Below are 17,517 nucleotides of genomic sequence, written 5' to 3'. Positions count from 1 at the left end.
AGCCGTCCCGACGACTCGAGGTCGCGCATCCACGCCAGATGCTCGTCGCGCAGCTCCTCGTCCAGCGGGTCGCGCCGGTGCGGTGCTCCGCGTGACGTGAGCCGTGCCTGCATCCCGATGTCCCGCCGGGTTTCCTCCAGGTGGTCGGTCATGCCGCGCAACTCTCGAACGGTGACGTCGGCTGTGCGGGCTCGCCGCCGGGAGGGCGGCGACTCCGCTCGAGATGCTTCGAGAATCGCAGCGTCTTCACCGGGTTCGCGGCCGGCACTCCCGACGACCTCCCGATCGTGCGGCTCGATCTCGAGCGTGCGCACCTCGCACCGATGAGTCCACGACTGCTTCGGAGGCAGATCGAGAAGACGGTGCGTCCGATCAGCGAGGGCGCTCGTGCCGGCCTCTCGACGCCGGCCACACTCCTCCGGGCCACGCGAGAACGGCGACCGCAGAGGACGTGACCGTTGCGTCCGCTCTACCGGCCGGCCTCGCCGAAGCACGCGACCGCCGACGACCGGCCGGAGGACGTCCGCTCCGCGACGACGAGGCCGTCCACCGTGATGCGGCAGGTGATGCGCTCACCGGCGTCGGAGACGGCCTGGACGGTGAGCGCGTAGGTGCCCGTCCCGTCCCCGTCGAGCGGTGCGACGTCGCTCCACGGCAGCTGCGCGCCGTTCCCCCGGGTGACGTCACCGTCGTGGCCGTAGGTCACCAACGCCCGGGCCGCCCCGCCGGTCACCTCGTAGCGCACCCCGGCGGGAGCGACGGCCGGCGCGACCGAGGGAGGCGTCGTCGTCCCCGTCGCCCACGGCGCACGCGCGACGACCGCACCGAGCACCAGCCCGAGCAGCACCGCGGCGACGGCTCCGGCGACGAAGAGCGACACGCGGCGGCGCGGGCCGGCCGCGGGTGATTCCTCGGGCGGGGACTCGGCCCGCGTCACGAGGGGGATGTCCCGGGGGACCGGGGGGACGCCGGGTACCGGGCGCGCCCGTTCCTCCATCGCTTCCGGCGCGGCACGGTGGCCGCGGTCCCCGGGGGCATCACGGCGCGACGGGGCTCCGGGTACGGCCGGGTTCATCCGGCGGGCGGGGCGCACACCGGGCCGATCGTCCACACATCGACCTTCTCAACGCCGACCGCCCGACGTCCGGCAGCGGACCTTGCGGGTCGCTGACGTTCGCCCTCCCGTCAGCGGCAGCGGTGGGGTCCGCCGCGTCCGGGATCTCTGCTGCGGCCCTCCTCCCCCGCATGCGCCGGGAAGTGCAGACCGGAGGAAGGCTGTCGGGCCCCACCGTCGCCTGGATGTACACCACCTACGTGGCCCACGCCGCCGCCCTGGTGGGCCTTCTCGTCGCGCGCTCCGGGCGGCGTCCGGCCCGCAGCGGGACGATCACGGTGACGGGTTATGGGCTCGCTGCGGTCGGTGCGGCGACGAGCGTGGCCGGTATGCGCCGCTTCACCGGCACCGGCCATGTCTCGGGGATGGGCGACGATCGGGTCGTCCGCGGCGGTGTCCACGTCTGGAGCCGGCATCCCCAGTACCTCGGGTACCTGGCGTTGTTGAGCGGGCTGGCGTGCGCACGCCGCTCGATGCCGGCGGCCGCGTCGGCCACCGGCGCCGCCGGGGCTCTCGCCTGGTGGGTCCCGGTCGAGGAACGCCATCTCGCCGCCCTCTTCGGCAGCACCTACCAGCGCTACCTCCTTCGGACGCCGCGGTGGCTCGGGCTGCCCGCCCCGCGCTCGGACCGCGGGCCGGGGCCACGACTCAGGGCTGCAGTGCGCCGCGCATCATCCCGACGAAGGCGTGGATGAGTTCCCGGCGGCGGTCGTCTCCGGGGTCCTCGGCGATGAGGTAGGTGTCCATCGCCTGACCCATCCCCACCACCACGCCGATCAGCAGGCCCGACGGCAGATCGGCGCGGACCGCGCCGACGTCCTGTCCCGCGGCGAGGGTTCGCTCGATCCAGGGCAGCGTCAGCGCTTCGAGCTCCTGCTGTGCCGTGCGGAGGGCCGGGTTCGCCGCGGCGGCCAGCCACCCCCGCGTCAGCGCCGCCAGCTGCGGGGAGGCGGTGAACGCCGCCATCAGGTCGCCGTAGTAGCGCTCCACCGCCTCCCAGAACGCGTCACGATCTCCGAGGGTCGACAGCCCTAGGGATCCGACCTCGTCGAAGAGCCGTTCGAACTCGAGTCGGGTCACGTAGGCGTAGAGGTCCTCCTTGCCGTCGAAGTAGTAGTACATCGACCCCTTCGACACCCCTGCGGCGTCGATGACCCGGTTCAGCGACCCGTCGTGGAAGCCGTGCGCGGCGAACTCCTCGACCGCGGCACGCACGATCGTCTGTTGCTGCGCCGCGGGGAGCTTGCGGAAGCGCGGTCGGACCATGCCTCAGAGCGCCGACCCGGACGTCGCCGGTTCGGGCAGCTCGACGGTGTCGTGGAAGCTGCGGCGCATGACGCGATCGGCGACGCCGGGCAACCCCATCACGCTCATCGTCGCGTTCCGCATCACCAGCTGCGTCCTGTTCCTCGGCGCGAAGGCCAGACCCAGTCCGCGCGCGGCGTCCTGCTTCGCGCGCACGAACGGTGCCAGCCGGGTCTCGTAACGGTGGAACGCCGCGCCGTGGTCGCCGTCGCACCGAGCCAGTTCGGCCGCGAGCGTGTACGCCTCGACCATCGCCAGTGCGGAGCCCTGGCCGGCGAGCAACGACGGGCAGGCGGCCGCATCACCGACGAGCCCGATCCGTCCGCGGCTCCACGTCGGCATCCGGATCTGGCTCACCCGGTCGATGTAGAACGAGTCCGCCGAGGACATCGCCTCGAGCGCAGCCGTGGTCTCCCAGCCCCGCCCGGTGAGTCGGTCGCTCAGCAGCCTCTGCTGGGCGTGCACGTCGCCCTCCGGGAGCTCGCCCTCGTGCCGCAGCGTGATCAGGAACATCGTGACGTCGTCCGGTAGCGACAGACGGACCAGCTGGAAACCGACCTCCGCGTACATCATCGCGACGAGATCGTTCCGTGGGCGGTACCCACGCACCTCGAAGGCGGACACCACGATCCCGAGGTGGTCCTCGAACCGTTGCTGGGGCCCGAACGCCAGGCGGCGTACCGCCGAGTGGAGACCGTCGGCCCCGACCACGAGATCGACCTCGTCCCGGCGTCCGCTCGCGAAGGTCACGTGCACCCGGTCGCCGTCGTCGGCCAACGCCGCGACAGTGTCACCGAAGACTGTCTCAACTCGGTCCCCGAGAGCCTCGTAGATCGTCGCGGCCAGATCGGAGCGGGCGATGCTGACGTACCGGTCGTCCGATCTCAAGAGCGCCGAGGGCGTGAAGGACGCGAACCGGCGCCCGCTCGAGGTGACCCCGCGCGCCTCGGTGAAGCGGTGCCCGCGCCGTCGCAGCTCGGGAACGATGCCCATTCTCCCGGCCACGTCGAAGCCGGCACCCCAGAAGTCGACGAGGTGCCCGCCGCGGCGGGGCGCGGGCGCCTGTTCGACGAGCACGACCTCGTGCCCGGCCCGGCGCAACCAGAAGGCCAGCGTCGGGCCCGCAATCCCGAGCCCTACCACGAGCACCTTCATCACCACTCCTCCCGAAGGTCGAAGACCGCCGGTTCGACCGTCAGTCTAACATCGACGACATCGATCGTCAGACCGTGGCAAGGCGCCCCGTCCGCGGAACTCACGCCACCGGTGGTCCCGTGAGACGCGCCGCCGACGAGGGAGGGCCCACCGATGAGCCTGCTGGGCAACCTGCGCGATCTCCTGGGCGACCTGCCCGACGGCGACCGGTGCCCACCGCCCGCGACACGGTGGCGCGACGCGGAGTGCGGGCACGCGGCACCCACCCGTAGCGCGCCGACGACACCTCTCCCGAGCCCACCTCAGGAACCGTCGTCACGCGAGAGCTGACCGCACGCGACGAATGCACACACCGCCTCGCGTGCACCTTGCGATTTCCTGACGATGAGTTCGGCCGAACGAGCTCAGCGGCGAAGCTTGCAGTTTTCTGACGAACGCCGAACGTTCTCCTGAGAGCCCGTGGAGTGATTTCCGACAGGTACCGCTGTTCGCAGTACGCCGACGCCGTTCATCGCGCTCGCATGACCCGCGAACGCGACCGGCTGCCTTTTTCTCTCAGGACCGACCCGACCCGCCCGCGACGTTCCTACCGTCGCTCGCCGTCGGACCACCGAGCCTCGCCGCTCGCCCCGACGATCTGACAGGACAACCGCAACCTCGAGCGCGGGGACGGGCTCCCTCTGGACGTCCAGCCGTGCCCGCGTCGAGACGGCCAGGAGGTTCCCGTGCCCCGACGCGGAAGACACCGCACCACCGGACCCGTCCGCATCGTCGCGGCGGCCGCCGCCGTGCTCGTGACCGGCGGCATCGTCGTCGCGGCCGGCTCGGCATCGGCCCACACCGGATCGGACTCGTCCGACGGTTCCGGACTCGTCAGCAGCCTCACCGAATCGCTCGGCGCAGACGGCCACGACGAGCAGGGCTCCGACGAGAGCACCGACCAGGGTTCCGACGACCAGAGCTCCGAGTCCGGCGACGACCAGTCCGGCGACGACCAGCCCGGCGACGACCAGTCCGGCGACGACCAGGGCTCCGACCACCAGAGCTCCGACCACCAGAGCTCCGACGAGGGCTCCGAGTCCGCCGACGGCCAGTCCAGCGACGAGCAGTCCGGCGACGACCGATCCGGCGACGACCGGGGCCAGGACGCCGACCAGGACCGGGGCGGCGACGGCGGTGACGCCCAGGCCCAGGACAACGGCCAGGACAACGGCCAGGACAACGGCCAGGACAACGGCCAGGACAACGGCGGAGACGAGGAGCAGTTCAAGGGCCGCGACAAGGCCTCGCCGCCCGACGCCTCCGACTTCGTCGACATCCGGGAGGTCGAGCCCGGATCCGGCGGCGGACGCGGTGGTCGGTTCTCGGCGGCCGGCACCTTCCGCGTCGACTGCGGGACCAACGCCGACGGCGCCCACCGCAACAGCGACAACATCGTGCTCGGGCCGGGCAAGCGCAACGCCGCCCAGCACGTCCACGACTACGTCGGCACGACCGCCACGACGTTCGCGTCCTCGGACGACGAGCTGCGGGACGCGTCCACGACCTGCACCAACGGTGACCGGTCGACCTACTACTGGCCCGTGATCCGCGACCTGAACGGCACCGGGCCGGACGCCTTCGACGACGGTGGCGGGCTCGACGGGAACTTCGGGTCGATCCTGCCCGCCGGCTCGGTCGACCTGACGTTCCACGGCAACCCGACCGAGGACGTCGTCGCCGCGCCCCAGGGACTGCGCCTGGCCACCGGAGATGCCAAGGCGGTCACGAACGGCGACGCCAACGCCAACGCGCGGTGGACCTGCACCGGGTTCGAGGACCGGACCACGACGCGCTACCCGCTCTGCCCGCAGGGCAGCAAGCTCGTGCGCATCCTCGACTTCCCCAGCTGCTGGGACGGCGAGAACACGGACTCCGACGACCACCGCGCGCACATCGCGTTCCCCGAGGACGACGGGTCGTGCGCCGACGGCACCGAGCCGGTCCCCGCGCTGCGGATGACGCTGACCTACGACCGGCCCGACGGCCGCGCGTTCGCGCTCGACTCGTTCCCCGACCAGCAGCACGCCCCGGAGACCGACCACGCGAGCTCGATCAACCTCATGCCGGACGACCTGATGGACCGCGCCGTGCGGTGCATCAACGACGGGCAGACCTGCTGATCGCCGAGCGGGTCACCGCTCCCGGTCGTGGAGACGGGCGAGCATGCGGTTGTACGCGGCGAGCGACTCCTCGTCGTCGTCGACACCGTCCTCCGGCTCTCCACGACCCGGGCCCGGCCCGGTCCCGAGGCCCAGCGCGTCGCGACGCACCGACTCCAGCCAGGGGCCGAGCTCGGGGCCGCGGCCGGACGAGCGCACCCACCAGCGGGCGAGCACGACGATCACGAGCATCATCAGCGCGTCTCCTCCCGCCCACATCAGGGCGCCGCCGACGCGCACGTCGGTGAGCTCATACGCGGGGAACGGCGAACGGGGCGACAGGAGCAGGACGAGCCCGACGAGGGTGTCGACGCCCATCGCGAGCATCATCAACGCGAACCGGCCGAGGAACGAGGGCCGCGACGGTGTGGCATCGGCACCCAGGGCGGTGGCGAAGAACAGCAGCCCGGCGCCGAGGTAGAGCGCCTGCTCGAGGTGGTGCAGCGCCATGCTGTCCGCCATGGCCTGCATGAAGCCCGTGAGGTGGGTCAGCGCGACGACCAGCCCGTAGACGACGAGCACCGTGGCCGGGTGGAACATCCCTCGTCCGACGCGGGAGGCGTTGAAGGACTCGACGGCGGCGCGCCCGCGAGGCGGCCCGGCGAGGCGGAGGAGCTCCGCTGGACCTCCCGCCACCCACAGCGCGGGCACCACCATGATCAGCATCAGGTGCATGACCATGTGGACCCCGAAGGAGGCGTGGCTCCCGACGGCGATGCCCGAGTCGAACGTGAGGACGAGTCCGACGAGTGCCGCGGCGAACGCGACCGTCCGGCCCCGGGGCCACGGGATCTCCGCGCGCCCGGCGCGGCGCACCCCGGCTCCGTACGCCACCGCGGCGACGAGCACCACCGCGTCGACCGCCCACGACGGCTGCCACGTCGTCAGCAGGGCTCCCCACCCCGGCCAGCCCATCAGCACCTCCCCGTCTCCGTGCCGACCGCGGGATTACCCCCTCGGCCCGCCACGGAACAGGGCTGCCGCACGCGACCTCGTCACCGTGCCGCGACGACCTCCGACGAGGGTGCGGGGAGGGACGCCGGGAGCGTCGCCGCGTACCGCCGCACGCGTCGGGCCCGGAGCAGCGGGCCCGTGGCCCGGCCGGTCTCGGAGTGCCCGCTCCGGTCCCTCAGCCCATCCGCACCGTCTCGTTCGTCCCGAACCGCTTCGCGACGAGCTGCTTGACCCCGCGCGGGAAGTCGCGCTCGCAGGCGAGATGGGTGGGGGTGAACGAGGCCATGGCGTCGGCGTCACCGGCGAACGCCGCGGCGCAGAGCTCGGGGGCGACGTTGGCCAGCGCGAGGATGCCGCCGGCGCAGCCGAGCGCCCCGGCCATGTGGATCAGCGCCGGGTTGCCGGTCCACACCGGTCCCGCGTACGAGTCGACGGTCGCGAGCAGGCGGGTCGGGTCGCCCGAGGAGTCCTTGACACCTGCCACGGGCAGCAACGGCAGCGTCTCCACGGGGATGCCGGGCGGGGAGACCGCCGGGAAGTGGTAGGCGAGCACCGGCGTCTCCCCGGCCGCGGCGGCCAGCGAGCGGTAGTAGCCGGACGGGTCGGCGAGCCCGCGCGGGGTCCGCGCGATGACCGCGTCGACGCCCGTGTCGACGGCCCGCGCGGTCAGCCGCGCGGCCTGATGTGTCGACGCGGCACCGGTGCCGCCGACGACGGGGGTGTCCCCGACCGCGGCGCGCACGGCGGTGAACAGCGCCAGCCGCTCGTCGTCGTCGAGGGCGTCGGCCTCGCCGGTGGTGCCGGCCACGACGAGCGCGTCGGCGCCGAGCCCGACCAGCTCCGCGGCCAGCCCGGCCGTGCCGTCGGCGTCGAGCTGCTGGCGGTCGTCGAACAGCGTCACCAGGGCGACGCCGACGCCGGTGAAGACGGGTTCCATGACGGGTCCTCCTCGGAAAGGTCAGTGGGATTCGCGGGGGACGTCGGCGCCGCTCGCGCCGACGAGGAAGTCGAGGTCGGCGCCCTGGTCGGCCTGCAGGACGTGCTCGGTGTAGAGCCGGGTCCAGCCGCGGGTCTCCGCCGCGACCGGCGCCCGCCACCGCTCGCGGCGGCGGGCGAGCTCGTCCTCGTCGACGTGCAGGGTCAGGCGGCGGCCGGGGACGTCGAGCTCGATCTCGTCCCCGGACTCGACGAGCGCGAGCGGGCCGCCGACCGCGGCCTCGGGGGCGACGTGCAGCACGACCGTGCCGTACGCCGTGCCCGACATCCGCCCGTCGCTGACGCGCACCATGTCGCGCACCCCGCGCTCGAGCAGCTTGCGCGGGAGCCCGACGTTCGCGACCTCGGGCATCCCGGGATACCCGCGGGGCCCGTTGTTCCGCAGGACCAGGACCGTGGAGGGATCCACGTCGAGCTCGTCGCTCACCGCGCGGTACTCCTCCGGCGACTCGAACACGAGCGCCCGGCCGCGGTGCTGCTGCAGGTCCGGCGACGCCGCCGACTGCTTGATCACCGCGCCGTCGGGCGCGAGGTTGCCCCGCAGCACGGCGGTCCCGCTGCCCGGCGGCGCCATCGGCCGGTCGAACGGGTGGATGACCTCGCGGTCCCAGCACGCGGCGTCCGCGATCGCGTCCTTGATCGTGCCGCCGACGGTCGGGCGCTCGAGGTGCAGCAGGTCGGCGATCTCGCGCATGACCGCGGGCAGGCCGCCGGCGTAGCAGAGGTCCTCCATGAGGAAGCGGCCGGACGGCTCGAGGTCGACCAGCGTCGGCACGTCGCGGCCCAGCGCGTCGACGTCGTCGAGGGAGAACGGCACGCCGAGCCGGCCGGCGATCGCCTGCAGGTGGATGACGGCGTTGGTGGAGCCGCCGATGGCCGCGTTGACGCGGACCGCGTCCTCGAACGCCTCCCGCGTCATGATCGACGACGGCCGGGCGTCGGCCTCCACGAGCTCGACGACCCGTTGTCCCGCCCGCTGTCCGGTCTGGTCACGCCGCGCGTCGACGGCGGGCCAGGTGGCCGAGTACGGCAGCTGCATCCCGAGCGCCTCGGCGAGGCAGGCCATGGTCGACGCGGTGCCCATCGTCATGCAGTGCCCGGGCGAGCGGGCCATCGCGCCCTCGGCGACGGCGCACTCGGCCTGGGTGATCGTCCCGGCGGCCAGCTCCTCCTCGAAGCGCCACACCTGCGTGCCGGAGCCGAGCTGGCGGCCCTGGTACCGGCCGCTGAGCATCGGCCCGCCGGTCACCATGATCGCCGGGATGTCGACGCTGGACGCGGCCATGAGCAGGCCGGGGGTCGTCTTGTCGCAGCCGGAGAGCAGCACCAGCCCGTCGAGGGGGTTGGCCCGCATCAGCTCCTCGGCCTCCATCGCCAGGAGGTTGCGGTAGAGCATCGCCGTCGGGCGCAGCAGCGTCTCGCCGAGCCCGGTGCACGGGAACTCCCGCGGGAACCCGCCGGACTGCCACACCCCCCGCTTCACCGCCTCGGCGACGCGGTGCAGGTGGGCGTTGCAGGGCACCAGCTCCGACCAGGTCGTGGCGATGCCGATCACCGGGCGCCCGTCGAAGACCTCGTCGGTGACGCCCTGGTTGCGCATCCAGGAGCGGTGGATCATCCCCGACCGGCCCTCGGCGCCGAACCACGCCGTGCTGCGTCCGCTCATCGCCGACCTCCCGCGTCCGCGGTCGCCGAGGGCAGGGCGGAGGACCCCGGGTTCGCCCGGCCCCGCAGCGTGATCATGATCAGGCCACCGAGCACCAACGCGACCGCGAGAACGATCGAGGTGGACAGGAAGCTGCCGCCCGAGAGGTCCTGCAGGTAGCCGCCGAGGTAGGGCCCGACGAACCCGCCGAGGTTGCCCAGGGCGTTGACGAGCCCCATCGCGCCGCCGGCCAGGGCGACCGGCACCGCAAGCGACGCGCTGGCCCAGAACGGTCCGTCGTAGGCGAGCACACCGGCGGTCGCCACGCAGACCAGGGCGATGGACAGCACGGGGATGCTGCCCAGCGCGACGGAGGCGACGAGAGCCACGGCACCGACGACCAGCGAGACGAACACGTGGAAGCCGTAGCGACGGTTGCGGTCGGCCGCGCGGGCGTTGAGGTACATCGCGACGGCGGCCACGACGTACGGGATGGCGGTGAGCCAGCCGACGAGCACGCTGTTGCCGCCGGTCGTGGCCTTGAGCAGCGTCGGCAGCCACAGCGTCAGACCGTAGAAGCCGACCTGGATGAGGAAGTACACGACGACCAGGCGCCACACGACGCCGGAGCGGAACACCTGCCCGTAGCCCGCGAACGCCGGGGCGTCCTTCTCGTCCTCGGCGAGCGAGCGCTCGATCCACTCCCGCTCGGCCGACCCGACCCACTTCGCCTGGGAGGGGCGGTCCGCGACCAGCCACAGCCACAGCGGCAGGGCGATGACGAAGGGCAGCGCGCCCTGGATGAAGAACAGCCCGCGCCAGTCGGAGAACGAGAGGATCCAGCCCGACAGTGGCGCGGTGATGATCGAGGACAGCGGGATGTTCATCATCCAGATGCCGAAGGCCCGGGCGCGCTCCTCGGTCGGGAACCAGTGGCTGATCAGCACGAGGATCGCCGGCCAGATGCCGCCCTCGGCCACGCCCAGCAGGAAGCGCACCACCAGCAGCTGGCCGAAGTCCTGCACGACACCCGAGAGCACCGCGAAGATGCCCCAAGCGACGATCATGATCGCGACGAACTTCTTGGCGCTCCACCGCTCGGCCAGGTGCCCGCCGGGGATCTGGAGCACGAGGTAGCCGATGAAGAAGATGCCTCCGGCGAGACCCTGCTGGGCCTTGTCGATCCCCAGCTCCTGGCCCAGGCCGGAGAACGCGAAGCTGATGTTGGTCCGGTCCATGAACGAGATGACGTAGACGATCACGGCCACGGGGATGAGCCGGAGCCATCGCGTGCGCCCGATCGGCGTCGCGGTGCCGGCGTCTGCGGTGGTCATCGTTGCCCACCTCTCCGGTCGAGGTGGGCGCGGACCCACTCCTCGACCTCGGTGACGTGCGTGGTGGCGGCGGTCCAGGCCGCGAGCGAGTCGCGGCGGCGCAGGGCGCGCAGGATCGCGGTGTGCTGGTCGTGGGTCCAGGACAGGACGTCGTGCTCGACGACCGCGCGCCAGATCCGCACGCGGGCGGTGCGCCCGGCGACAGCGCCGGTCAGCGCCGCGAGGGTGGCGTTGCCGGCGGTGGTGGCGATCGCGGCGTGGAAGTCGAGGTCCTCGGCGACGAGACGCTCGGGCTCATGGAGGCCGCGCATGCGGTCGAGCCGGTCCTGGAGGTCCTGCAGGGCGGTCTCGTCGATGCGCGTCGCGGCGAGGGCCGTCACCCCCGGTTCGAGCACCCGCCGGCACTCGAACAGCTCGGCGACCCCCTGCTCTCCGACCAGGTCGAGGAACGTGCCGGAGGCTCGCACGAGGCGGTCGGGGCGCAGATCGGTCACGAACGTGCCCGACCCGCGGCGCACCTCCAGCACCCCGGCGCCGACCAGGGCGCGCACCGCCTCGCGCAGCGACAGGCGCGAGACGTCGAGCTGGGCGGCCAGGTCGGCCTCCGGCGGCAGGCGCTCCCCCGCCGAGAACTCCCCGCTCTCGACCCGGGCGACCACCGCGCCGATGACGCGGTCGACGACGCTGTCGGCCGCGCGCTCCGTCGCCGGCGTCATGGTCCCGCCCAGACCGCGCCGTGGGGGAAGGCGTACGCGGCTCGGGTCTCCGCCAGGATCTCGGCGCTGTAGCCCGGCCGCGTGGGCGGCGAGTAGGCCGGGCCCTGCATCCGGACCGGGTCGGCGAAGTGCTCGTGGAGGTGGTCGACATACTCGATCATCCGATCCTCGCGGGAGCCGCTGACGGCGACGTAGTCGAACATCGACAGGTGCTGGACGAGCTCGCACAGCCCGACCCCGCCGGCGTGGGGGCAGACCGGCACGTCGTGCGCCGCGGCGAGCAGCAGCACCGCGACGGCCTCGTCGACCCCGCCCGGCCGGGCCGCGTCGACCTGGCAGACGCCCATGGCGCCGGCGGCCAGGAACTGCTTGAACATCACCGCGTTGTGCGCGTGCTCGCCGGTGGCCACGCGGGTCGGCGCGATCGCCCGCGCGATCGCGGCGTGGGCGAGCACGTCGTCGGGGCTGGTCGGCTCCTCGAACCACCAGATGTCCGACGGCGCCAGCACCTCCATCCACCGCACCGCGTCGCCGGCCCCGAGCGCCTGGTTGGCGTCGATCATCAGCCGGCCCCGCGGGCCGAGGACCTCGCGGGCGAGCGCACAGCGGCGGACGTCGTCCTCGAGGTTCCCCCCGACCTTGAGCTTGATCGACTCCCAGCCCCCGGCCACCGCCTCGCGGCACAGCCGCACGAGCTTCTCGTCGTCGTAGCCCAGCCAGCCCGCGCTCGTGGTGTAGGCCGGGTAGCCCTCCTCGCGCAGCACCGCCTCGCGCTCGGCGCGCCCCGGGACCTGCTTCTCCAGCATCTCCAGCGCGGCCTCGGGCGTGAGGGTGTCGCGCAGGTAGCGCCAGTCGACGAGGTCGACGATCTGCTGCGGGCTCATGTCGGCGAGGACCTTCCACACCGGCCGGCCCGTGGCCCTGCCGATGAGGTCCCACGCCGCGTTGACGACGGCGGCGAGCCCGAGCTGGATCGTCCCCTTGGCCGGGCCGAGCCAGCGCAGCTGGCTGTCGGCCTGGAGGTGCCGCGAGAAGGCCCCCGGGTCGGCGACGAGCTCGGCGATCGGCCACCCCCGCGCCCGGCGGCCGATCGCCTCGGCGGCCGCGACCGCGAGCTCGTTGCCCCGCCCGATCGTGAAGGTGAAGCCGTGCCCCTCGAGGCCGACGTCGGTGTGCAGGACGACGTAGGCGGCCGAGTAGTCCGGCGCCTCGTTCACGGCGTCGGACCCGTCGAGCGCCCGTGACGTCGGGAAGCGGAGGTCGACGGTCTCGACGTCGACGATGACCCCGTCCATGCCCGCACCTCTGATCTCTCGGCGACCGATGCGGGCTGCGACGCGGCTCACATGGCCTCCACCTCACGGTGCCAGCGCCAGACATCAGATGTCTAGAGGCGACGAGAGCCGGAGGCGTAGAACGTGGCGACGACCGCGATCACCGGGAGAGCGATGACCACCGTGCACGACTTCACCGTCTCCGACGCCGACGGCCTGGCCACCCCGCTCGGGCGGTACGCCGGGCGCGTGCTGCTGGTGGTGAACGTGGCGAGCAAGTGCGGGCTCACGCCGCAGTACGAGGGTCTCGAGGCCCTCCAGCGCCGGTACCGGGATCGGGGCCTGACCGTCCTGGGCTTCCCGAGCAACCAGTTCATGGACCAGGAGCCGGGGACCGACGCGGAGATCCAGGAGTTCTGCCGCACCACCTACGACGTCACGTTCCCCGTGCTCGCCAAGGTGGACGTGAACGGTCCTGACGCCGCGCCGCTGTTCGGGTTCCTGCGTGCCGAGGCACCCGGCGACTTCGGCCCGGCCTACGGCGGGTTCTACGACGCGATCCACCGGCTGCGCCCCGACGCCGGGGCCGACGAGGTGAGGTGGAACTTCACGAAGTTCCTCGTCGACCGGGACGGTCGCGTCGTCCGGCGCTACGAGCCACCGGTGGCCCCCGAGGACATCGCCGCCGACCTCGAGGCGCTGCTGTAGCCCGACTCATGCGCGGTCGTCGCCGCGCACCCCGTCACCGTCACCCGACGCCGCCATCGCGGGTGTCGGCGCGTCGTCGGTGACGTCGTGGCGCAGGTTGCTGCGGAAGTAGAGCAGGATCCCGAGGAAGCAGATCGCGGACACCACGAACGACATCTGCAGCGACCCGAGGACGTCGGACACCCCGCCCTGCACCACCGGCACGACCGCCCCGCCGACGATGGCCATGACCAGGATCGCGCCGCCGGTCTCCTGGTAGCGCTTGTCACCGATCGTGTCGAGGGTCTGCCCGAAGATCGTCGGCCAGCAGGGGCCCATCACGAGGTTGGACGCGATCACGAACCAGATCGCCGACGCGGCCGGGCCGAAGGCGGCCACGACCAGCAACCCGGCGCCGATGCCGCAGTAGACCACCAGCACCCGCGCGGCCGAGAACCGCGCGATGAGGGCGTTCGCGACGAACTTCCCGACGAGGAAGCACGTGAACCCGGCGATCATGAAGTTGGTCGCCTCGCGCTCGTTCATGCCGGGATAGAGCTCCAGGGCCACGCGGATCGTGAACGACCAGACCGCCGTCTGCAGGCCGACGTAGAGGAACTGCGCGACGATGCCCTTGCGGTACTGCGCGGTGCGACCGAGCACCCGCAACGTCTCGGCCAGTCCGGCCGGCCGTTCCGCCTCCTCGCCCCGCGGCTTGCTCCGCGGGAACTCGGTGATGAGGAACAGCGCGAGCAGGACGACGAGCACGATGAGGATGTACTTGTAGGGCAGCAGGGTGTTCTGCAGCAGGTCGTGGCCCAGCGCCAGCTTCGCCTCGGGCGTCGGCGCCGCATCCAGCTGCGCCTGGATCGAGTCCCCGGTACTGAAGATCAGGTACTTGCCGAGGATCACGCCCAGCAGGTTGCCGATCGGGGTGAAGGTCTGCGAGATGTTCAGCCGCAGGGTCGCGGTCCGGCGCGGCCCGAGCATCGACGAATAGGTGTTCGCGCTGGTCTCCAGGAAGCTCAGCCCGATCGCGATGGCGAAGATGCAGAACAGGAACATCCCGTAGGTCGCGAGTCCGCTGGCCGGGAAGAACAGCCCGCAACCGATGATGTAGACCGACAGGCCGATCAGGACGCCGACCTTGTACGACGTGCGTCGCACGATGCGCGACGCCGGTATGGCGATCAGGAAGTAGCCGCCGTAGAACGCCGACTGCACGAACGCCGTCGCCGCGTCGGACAGCACGAAGACGTGCTTGAACTGCGTGATCAGGATGTCGTTGAGCCCGGCGGCGGCGCCCCACATCGGGAACAGCAACGACAGCAGGACGAATTGGAACAACGGTGTCCGATCGAGATAACCGGAGTCCAGTTGTTTCGCGGGATTCTTGATCAGCATCGACCCACTCCACGCGCCGTCGCCAGTTAGCTACGCAACGTAACTCGGGATTGCTCGGTGCGGCAAGGATTCCGCTTTTCGCCGATCAGCTCGCCCGGCCGGGCGGCGGCCACCAGTCGATGGCGGCGACCGGGGTCGCCGGCGATCCGGTCAGGCGGGGCACGACGTCGGTGACCGTCGAGAGCCCGCCGCCGGCGATCGCGAGGTACCACGAGATCCAGGCCTCGGTCTGCTCGCCGGAGAGCCCGAGGCGGCGGCGTCGCGTGAACGCCTGCTCCGGGGTCTCGGGCTCGTAGCGGTAGGGCCGCCCGGTCGCCACCGCGATCTGCCCGACCGCCTCGGCGAGGGTCATCGCCTCGGGGCCGGTCACCTCCAGCGTCCGCCCGTCGTGCACCGACGCGACGCCGTCGTCCCGGACCACCGCGGCGATGACCGCGGCGATGTCCTCGTGGGCGACGAACGCGGCCCGACCCGCGCCCGCGGGTCCGCGCACGACGAGGTCGTCGTCCGCGAGCGAGGCCGGGGTCGAGGCGTAGATGCCCGCCCGGACAACGGTGTGGCGCACCCCGGAGTCGGCGAGGAAGCGCTCGGTGAGCCAGTGGTCGCGGGCGTTGCGGTAGGTCGCGTCGGGGCCCGCGCCGAGCAGCGAGACGTAGACGACCCGCTCGACGCCGACCTCCCGCGCCGCCGCGACCACCGTGGCGTGCTCCTCCAGCCGGCGACCGAGCGGGCGCCCCGAGACCAGGACCAGCGTCGACGCCCCGTCGAGCGCCGGACGCAGGGCGGCCTCGTCGTCGTAGGGCGCCGGACCGCGGCGCTGCGCGCCGGTCAGTTCGGGGATGCTCGCCACGTCCCGCCCCAGCAGGAGCTGCGGCACGCCGTGTCCCGCCAGGTGGCGCGCGATCCGGCTCCCCAGGGCCCCGGTCGTCCCGGTGACGGCCACGGTCGGCCTCGCCCGTTCGTCCTCGTCGTGATCCACGGGGCTCCACCGTACGGACGGCCGCGATCACCCCGGGGCGGCTCGGCGCAGCAGCTCCGCGGCCCGGTCGATCTCGCCGTCCGCCACCTCGTGGGCGCGACCGGGCTCGACACGGGTCGTGACGTCGGCCCCGTGCGCCCGCAGGGTCGCGACGAGCTCGTCGGTAGCGGAGAGCGGGATCCAGGGATCGTCGTCGCCGTTGGTCGCGAGCACCGGCACCCCCGCCAGCGGCCGGTCCCCCGTCGCCGGCCACGGCGTGCCGGGCGGCCCGAACGCGGCGCCGGTCCAGATCAGTGCTCCCGCCCAGCGCCGGGGGCGGCGCAGCAGGTGGTCGGCGACGAGGCAGGCGCCCTGGGAGAAGCCGGCGAGGACGACGCTGTCGGGCGCGTGCCCGGCCACGGCGAGGTCGGCGGCGAGCCCGTCGACGACGTCGGCGGCGACGTCGCGCTCGGCGCGGGTGCTGGGTAGCGGGTCGTGCACCCGGCCCGCGTACCAGGCCCGCCCCGGGGCGGCCGGCGCGACCCAGGTGACGGCCGGACCCGACAGGCGCGCCGCGAGGTCGTCGACGACGTGGTCGTACATCCAGGCCGGGTCCTGGTCCCGGCCGTGCAGCACGATCACCGCCAGGTCGCCGGTGCCGGGGGCCGCCCCGCGGACGTCGGCGCCGGCGAGCCCCGTGCTCACGGGCGGCCGTCCAGCACGGCGCGGCGGTAGGCGACCGGCGTGCGCCCCGTGGCGGACTTGACCAGCTGGCCGAACCGGGTGGCGTTCGCGAAGCCCCAGCGCAGCGCGATCGCCGAGACCGGCGTCGCGGCCTCCCGGGGATCGGCGAGGTCGCCCAGGCACCGCTCGAGGCGGCGACGGCGGATCTCGGCCCCGACCGTGCGGCCGTCCTCGGCCAGGAGCGCGTGCAGGTGACGGGGCGAGACGAACAGTGCCGCCGCGATCGCGCGCGGCGAGAGGTCGGGCTCGGCGAGGTGCTCGTCGATGTAGCGGTCGACCTGCTCGCGCAGGGCCTCGTGCGGGTCGGCCGGCACGTCCAGGCCCCGCCGGCGGAGCTCGTCGTCGAACAGGGCGCGGGCGATCTCGGTGGCGTGGCGCACGGTCGTGCGCAGCGCCGACGGGTCCGCGAGAGCCGGCCCGGCGCGGTCGAGGCCGTCGTGCAGCCCGGTGAGCAGGCCGGCCATCGTCGACGTCAGGCCGTGGGCGGCCTCGAGGCGGGTCGCGGTCAGCTCGCCGGCCGCGCGCCCGGCGACGGGGAACCGGAAGCAGAGGCTGCGGTAGTCCTCGCCGCTGGTGATCTCGACGGGCCGGGTCGAGTCGTAGAAGACCATGTCCCCCGGGTGCACGGTCGCGCGCCGCCCGTCCTGGCGGAACTCGGCGTGACCCGCGAGCTGGAGCGAGAGCAGGTGGTCGGCGCGCTCGTCGTCGTCGATGAGCGCGCTCTCCCGGATCGCGCGGTGGGGGCGCGACGTCATCGCGACCAGCGACGCCTCGCCGAGGTCGATGCGGTGGACACGGCCGTGGAAGCGCTCCGGGCGCGGGCACTCGACGTCGAAGCGCAGCAGGGCCCCGGAGACCGCGCCGCGCCAGCTGGCGACGTCACGGACCTCCGCGACACCGCCCGTCGCGTCGTCGCGCATCTGGAACATCCTCGAGCGCCGCCGGACCCGTCCCACCCTCACCGGCCGGTCGTGCACCCCAGCGAGATGTCCCTGCACTGTAACGAGAGGGTCGAGACGTGGACCACATC

The 17,517-nt window shown here is 72.9% G+C and carries 16 protein-coding genes; 3 read left to right on the top strand and 13 right to left on the bottom strand.

Annotated features, from left to right (window positions below):
• Positions 1-469 precede the first annotated feature (469 nt).
• Positions 470-937 carry an MmpS family transport accessory protein gene (locus ACR9E3_RS09165; RefSeq protein WP_460379922.1) on the bottom strand — a complete coding sequence of 156 codons (468 nt, stop codon included), beginning with the start codon at positions 935-937 and terminating at the stop codon, positions 470-472.
• Between the two features lie 362 nt (positions 938-1,299).
• On the opposite strand from ACR9E3_RS09165, the gene ACR9E3_RS09160 reads away from it, so the two are divergent.
• Positions 1,300-1,809, top strand: coding sequence for a methyltransferase family protein (locus ACR9E3_RS09160; RefSeq protein WP_460379921.1), 510 nt, complete (start codon positions 1,300-1,302; stop codon positions 1,807-1,809).
• Here ACR9E3_RS09160 and ACR9E3_RS09155 read toward each other — a convergent pair.
• Together ACR9E3_RS09155 and ACR9E3_RS09150 are read right to left on the bottom strand one after the other, a co-directional pair.
• Positions 1,763-2,380, bottom strand: coding sequence for a TetR/AcrR family transcriptional regulator (locus ACR9E3_RS09155; RefSeq protein ID WP_460379920.1), 618 nt, complete (start codon positions 2,378-2,380; stop codon positions 1,763-1,765). The two genes, ACR9E3_RS09160 and ACR9E3_RS09155, sit on opposite strands and share 47 nt — an antisense overlap.
• 3 nt (positions 2,381-2,383) lie before the next feature.
• Positions 2,384-3,574: an FAD-binding domain gene (locus ACR9E3_RS09150; protein WP_460379919.1), complete on the bottom strand. Its 1,191-nt coding sequence runs from the start codon at positions 3,572-3,574 to the stop codon at positions 2,384-2,386.
• A gap of 725 nt (positions 3,575-4,299) precedes the next feature.
• Between ACR9E3_RS09150 and ACR9E3_RS09145 the strand changes: the two genes are divergently transcribed.
• The gene (locus tag ACR9E3_RS09145; protein ID WP_460379918.1) at positions 4,300-5,736 is read left to right on the top strand and encodes a DUF1996 domain-containing protein; all 1,437 of its coding nucleotides are present in this window, start codon (positions 4,300-4,302) and stop codon (positions 5,734-5,736) included.
• Between the two features lie 12 nt (positions 5,737-5,748).
• Here the strand turns inward: ACR9E3_RS09145 and ACR9E3_RS09140 are convergent, their stop codons facing one another.
• The 6 genes from ACR9E3_RS09140 to ACR9E3_RS09115 form a co-directional block, all read right to left on the bottom strand.
• On the bottom strand, positions 5,749-6,690 hold the full coding sequence (locus tag ACR9E3_RS09140) for a cytochrome c oxidase assembly protein (RefSeq protein WP_460379917.1): 942 nt from the start codon (positions 6,688-6,690) through the stop codon (positions 5,749-5,751).
• A gap of 214 nt (positions 6,691-6,904) precedes the next feature.
• On the bottom strand, positions 6,905-7,666 hold the full coding sequence (locus ACR9E3_RS09135; RefSeq protein WP_460379916.1) for a dihydrodipicolinate synthase family protein: 762 nt from the start codon (positions 7,664-7,666) through the stop codon (positions 6,905-6,907).
• A 21-nt stretch (positions 7,667-7,687) separates the two neighbouring features.
• The gene (locus tag ACR9E3_RS09130) at positions 7,688-9,391 is read right to left on the bottom strand and encodes an IlvD/Edd family dehydratase (protein ID WP_460379915.1); all 1,704 of its coding nucleotides are present in this window, start codon (positions 9,389-9,391) and stop codon (positions 7,688-7,690) included.
• Positions 9,388-10,704 carry an MFS transporter gene (locus ACR9E3_RS09125; RefSeq protein WP_460379914.1) on the bottom strand — a complete coding sequence of 439 codons (1,317 nt, stop codon included), beginning with the start codon at positions 10,702-10,704 and terminating at the stop codon, positions 9,388-9,390. The genes ACR9E3_RS09130 and ACR9E3_RS09125 overlap by 4 nt, the downstream gene beginning before the upstream one ends.
• Positions 10,701-11,420, bottom strand: a complete 720-nt coding sequence (locus ACR9E3_RS09120) for a FadR/GntR family transcriptional regulator (RefSeq protein ID WP_460379913.1) — start codon at positions 11,418-11,420, stop codon at positions 10,701-10,703. Before ACR9E3_RS09120 ends, ACR9E3_RS09125 begins: the two co-directional genes overlap by 4 nt.
• Complete coding sequence (locus ACR9E3_RS09115; RefSeq protein WP_460379912.1) at positions 11,417-12,715, bottom strand: enolase C-terminal domain-like protein; 1,299 nt, start codon at positions 12,713-12,715, stop codon at positions 11,417-11,419. Before ACR9E3_RS09115 ends, ACR9E3_RS09120 begins: the two co-directional genes overlap by 4 nt.
• A 153-nt stretch (positions 12,716-12,868) precedes the next feature.
• Between ACR9E3_RS09115 and ACR9E3_RS09110 the strand changes: the two genes are divergently transcribed.
• Complete coding sequence (locus ACR9E3_RS09110) at positions 12,869-13,402, top strand: glutathione peroxidase (protein ID WP_460379911.1); 534 nt, start codon at positions 12,869-12,871, stop codon at positions 13,400-13,402.
• A 6-nt stretch (positions 13,403-13,408) separates the two neighbouring features.
• On the opposite strand, the gene fucP is transcribed toward ACR9E3_RS09110, so the two are convergent.
• The 4 genes from fucP to ACR9E3_RS09090 form a co-directional block, all read right to left on the bottom strand.
• A complete protein-coding gene (fucP, locus tag ACR9E3_RS09105; protein WP_460379910.1) occupies positions 13,409-14,728 on the bottom strand; it encodes an L-fucose:H+ symporter permease in 1,320 nt (439 codons plus the stop codon).
• A gap of 142 nt (positions 14,729-14,870) precedes the next feature.
• Positions 14,871-15,764: an NAD(P)H-binding protein gene (locus ACR9E3_RS09100; protein WP_460379909.1), complete on the bottom strand. Its 894-nt coding sequence runs from the start codon at positions 15,762-15,764 to the stop codon at positions 14,871-14,873.
• A 27-nt stretch (positions 15,765-15,791) separates the two neighbouring features.
• Complete coding sequence (locus tag ACR9E3_RS09095; RefSeq protein ID WP_460379908.1) at positions 15,792-16,448, bottom strand: alpha/beta hydrolase; 657 nt, start codon at positions 16,446-16,448, stop codon at positions 15,792-15,794.
• Positions 16,445-17,407: an AraC-like ligand-binding domain-containing protein gene (locus ACR9E3_RS09090; RefSeq protein ID WP_460379907.1), complete on the bottom strand. Its 963-nt coding sequence runs from the start codon at positions 17,405-17,407 to the stop codon at positions 16,445-16,447. The genes ACR9E3_RS09095 and ACR9E3_RS09090 overlap by 4 nt, the downstream gene beginning before the upstream one ends.
• Between the last annotated feature and the right edge of the window lie 110 nt (positions 17,408-17,517).

It is taken from the genome of Actinomycetospora sp. C-140 (assembly GCF_054796175.1).
This window is presented reverse-complemented; position numbering and strand designations above follow the sequence as displayed.